The sequence below is a fragment of the Petrocella sp. genome (assembly GCF_059865615.1).
Map to the genome: position 1 here is coordinate 1 of NZ_JCBCDA010000160.1, position 3,883 is coordinate 3,883.

General features: G+C 37.6%; 3 protein-coding genes. All 3 read left to right on the top strand.

Going from position 1 to position 3,883, the window contains the following annotated elements; genetic code table 11:
• Positions 1 to 1,411 (top strand): MurL-like N-terminal domain-containing (locus AC6F8J_RS14955; protein WP_500724421.1); only part of this gene is annotated, 1,411 nt, incomplete at its 5' end.
• A complete protein-coding gene (gene murD / locus AC6F8J_RS14960) occupies positions 1,408 to 2,769 on the top strand; it encodes a UDP-N-acetylmuramoyl-L-alanine--D-glutamate ligase (protein ID WP_500724422.1) in 1,362 nt (453 codons plus the stop codon). The genes AC6F8J_RS14955 and murD, both read left to right, overlap by 4 nt.
• A 111-nt stretch (positions 2,770 to 2,880) precedes the next feature.
• Positions 2,881 to 3,883, top strand: a 1,003-nt coding sequence (locus tag AC6F8J_RS14965) for a transposase family protein (protein ID WP_500724423.1), incomplete at its 3' end; no start/stop codon positions are given.

The window sequence follows — 3,883 nt, forward strand, 5'->3', positions numbered from 1 at the left end:
GTCCTATAGGGCCTTGGTGGATATCGGAGGGATTATTATGAGCTTGGAGCAATACCATAGATTATCAACAAAATATGATAGGTTTGTATATGAAAGTTATCAGGTGGAAACCATAGATGAGAAGTTGATGCTGAATTATCAATACAGGTTAGAGGGTGATAACCAATCCCCTATAACTTTTTTTCATCGTGTCAGTTATGAACTGATACACGCGTTAGACGCGCAACTGAACCTTGGGCAATTAAATAATCTAGATGCCCTCATATTCTCTATTGGTTTGATTGAGGGGATCAATTACTATAAGAGTGTATGCCCCAAATCCTATGTGATTGCTTGTGGCACCATTGATGTTGAGCAGAATAAATGGTGGCAAAAATTATTCTATCACGGACTAGGTGAACTAATTTACCTAAATGGGATGTCAGAAGAGGTGACCGAATCTAATTTGGTCCATTTTGCTTGTGACCATAAATGGCCTAATATTTTTGAAGAGATTGATTTAGATTTGTCCGGAAACTTAATTCCGGTTGGTGGTGGGAAGGATTCCGTGGTAACCTTGGAGCTTCTTAAAGGCATGAAAGAGGATAACCTGTGTTTTGTTATGAGCCCACCTCAAGCAGCGATTGATTGTATTCATGTTGCCGGTTATGAGAATTATCTTTTGGCCAAACGCTATATTGATAAGAAAATACTAAAGATGAATGATGAAGGATTTCTTAACGGCCATGTACCCTTTTCAGCCATACTAGGTTTTATAGCGGTACTTGGAGCAGCCTTAGTCGGTAAACGTTATATACCCCTATCAAATGAACGCAGCGCCAATGAATCAACGGTTCTTGGTGCCAGCTTTAACCACCAATATTCTAAGAGCTATGAGTTTGAAAAAGATTTTAATGAGTACGTTAAACGATACTTGATTCGAGACATGCACTACTTTAGTCTACTCAGACCCCTGTATGAAATAGATATTGCAAAAAGATTTGCTAAACACGAAGCTTACCATGAGGTTTTTAGAAGCTGTAACCGAGGTAAAAAAGATAACAGCTGGTGTGGTCACTGCTCCAAATGCCTATTTGTTTATACGATTTTAGCGCCCTATATGTCAGAAGAAGCTCTGATACGGATCTTCGGGTATAATCTACTGGATAACATGGACTTGGAACCTATATTTCTTGAGCTCATTGGTGTCAAAGAGGTTAAACCTTTTGAATGTGTAGGTACCATCGATGAGATTCGTTGGTCTATGAAACGCATCATTGAAGAACTGGAAGAAAAGAACAAACCGAAACCAAGTTTGGTCAAAGCTTTTGAACAAATCGTACCCCTAGACACGATTAATCCACCTAGTAAGTTTGAAGAAGAAAAGGATATACCGGATCACTATTTGGGATTGCTTGAGGAAAAGTTATGATAACATATTGGAAGGACCAATTTGATAATAAAAAAATTGTGATTTTAGGCTTTGGAAAAGAAGGTATGTCAACTTATCAATTCATCAGATCCGTAAGTGACAAATGCCTTATTCAGATCATGGATCAGAACATCGAAAATCCGGATGACACGCTTCTAGACATAGATGAATCGATCTATTTCTATCCCAAAAAACGTTATTTGGATTTTGACAAAGATGTAGATTTGGTTTTTAAAAGTCCGGGTATACCCTTAATGCATCTTAAAGGCTGTATAGAGCCTCATAAAATAACGTCTCAGAGTAATGAGTTTATTAAGGTCTACAAAGACCATATGGTAGGCATCACCGGAACGAAAGGCAAAAGTACGGTATCCACACTTATATATGAGCTTCTAAAAGCAGAGGGTATGAAGGTTGAGTTGATTGGAAATATTGGGAAACCGCCTTTTGATTATATACTTCAAAATGATACCGCCACTTTTTTTGTCTACGAGCTTTCCTCTCATCAACTGGAAACAGTCAGCGTATCACCTAAGTACGGTATTGTACTCAACATATTCCAAGAGCATTTGGATCACTATGCGTCTTATGACCATTACGCAGAAGCCAAAATGAACATAGGTAGGTATCAAAGTGAAGAAGATGTTCTGATTTATAGTGCTTTGGATGAAGAAATCCCAAAGAGACTGGGTGGGTACAAAGGTAAGCTTATACCTATTACAAAGGATGAAGCTGGAAGAGCCGGCTTAATCGTGACCCCTAGTGGTATAGATTTGATAGGTAATTTTAATACAGTCCACTTAGATCAGAACTTAAAAAGACATCTATTGGGCGATCATAACTTAATCAATATTGGTGTGGCTGTATATATAACCATATTATTAGGTTATAATCAATCAAAGACAAGAGAAAAGGTCATTGAGACATTCCCAGGACTACCTCACAGGTTGGCTTTTGTGGCACGTGTCAATGGCGTAGATTTCTATAATGATTCCATCTCAACAATACCTCAGGCCACCATTGCAGCCGTAAACGCATTAGGAAATGTGGATTCAGTTATTATTGGCGGTATGGACAGAGGAGTAGATTATGGGTGCCTAGTGGATTATATCAATAATCATGAGAAAATAAAAGTTATACTGCTGCCGACAACAGGCCACCAGCAATATAACAGACTAAAACACCCGGAACGACTTTTTTTGGCCAAAGATATGGAAGAAGCGGTTGCTATGGGCATGAGGATTACGGTCAAAGACAGTATATGTCTATTGTCACCAGCAGCCGCTTCCTATGGTGTATATATAAATTTTGAATCACGGGGTAGGCATTTCGAATCATTAGTCAAGCATGCGTTATAAATAAACAGTTCTGAAAGCTAAAAATAATTCGCACAAATAGATCCCATTACAAGCCAATTGATGCCGAATATAGTAAAATAGAAGAAAAACTTATTCGCAAAGGGGTCAAAAATGGGAAGAATACAGGAAAGAATTAAACATAAGCTTGAAAAGAATCCAGTAGTAGAGTGCAATAAGATACAAAACAAATTTTGCCCCACTCTGTTTGAAAAGTTTTCAGAGACAGTTGACCCAAGGCATCAGAGTTATATAGGCTATAACAATAAAACGATGCTTGGAACCGCTTATTACAAAGGGATTGCTGGGCTCACTAGCATGCAGTCTATGACTTATGAGTTTAATGACAAAAAAATAGCAAATAATGTTATGAATTTCCTGGGAGAAAAAGAAAAAGATTTTCTTCCTCATGGCGTCACACTAAATGAATACTTTGAAGAACTAGATTATAAACAGACCCAAGAAGTACAGCAATCACTCTTATATGATCTTATCCGACGAAAAAGTTTTGATGATGCACGATTTCAGAAGAAATGGCTTGTCATTGTAGATGGAACGCAACTGTATTCAGGAAGTCGTAGAATAAATGAAACATGTCTAGAAAGACGTTACAACAAAGAAACAGATGCTGAAAAGGTGAACTATCATATCGATGTATTGGAAGCAAAAATAGTCTTAGGTGATAAATTAATCGTAAGTCTAGGTTCGGAATTTATAGAAAACAACCGTGCAGATACAAAAAGACAGAAAAATATGAGTGAAGAAGAACGCAAACAGGATAGCGAAACAAAAGCATTTAAAAGGCTTGCCGGAAATGTAAAGAAGAGATTTCCACGCCTTCCCATTGTGCTACTTGCAGATAGCCTCTATGCATCGGAACCCGTGATGAAAATATGCAAAAGAAATAAATGGGATTTTATCATTCGCTATAAAACAGGAAGTATTCCAAGTATTGCAGCGGAGTATGAAGCGATTCCTGAAAAAGGAGTGGCGGGTCATGCGGCATATGTAAATGAGATTGATTATAAAGGGAACCCAGTAAATATGTTAAAGTATTTTGAAGAAAAAGTAATCAAAGAAAATGTTGTACGGACAGAATTTCAATGGCTAACAAACA

What these genes read in the sequence shown, in the direction of transcription:
- murD (WP_500724422.1), top strand. Translation starts at nt 1,408, where the DNA reads ATGATAACATATTGGAAGGACCAATTTGATAATAAAAAAATTGTGATT.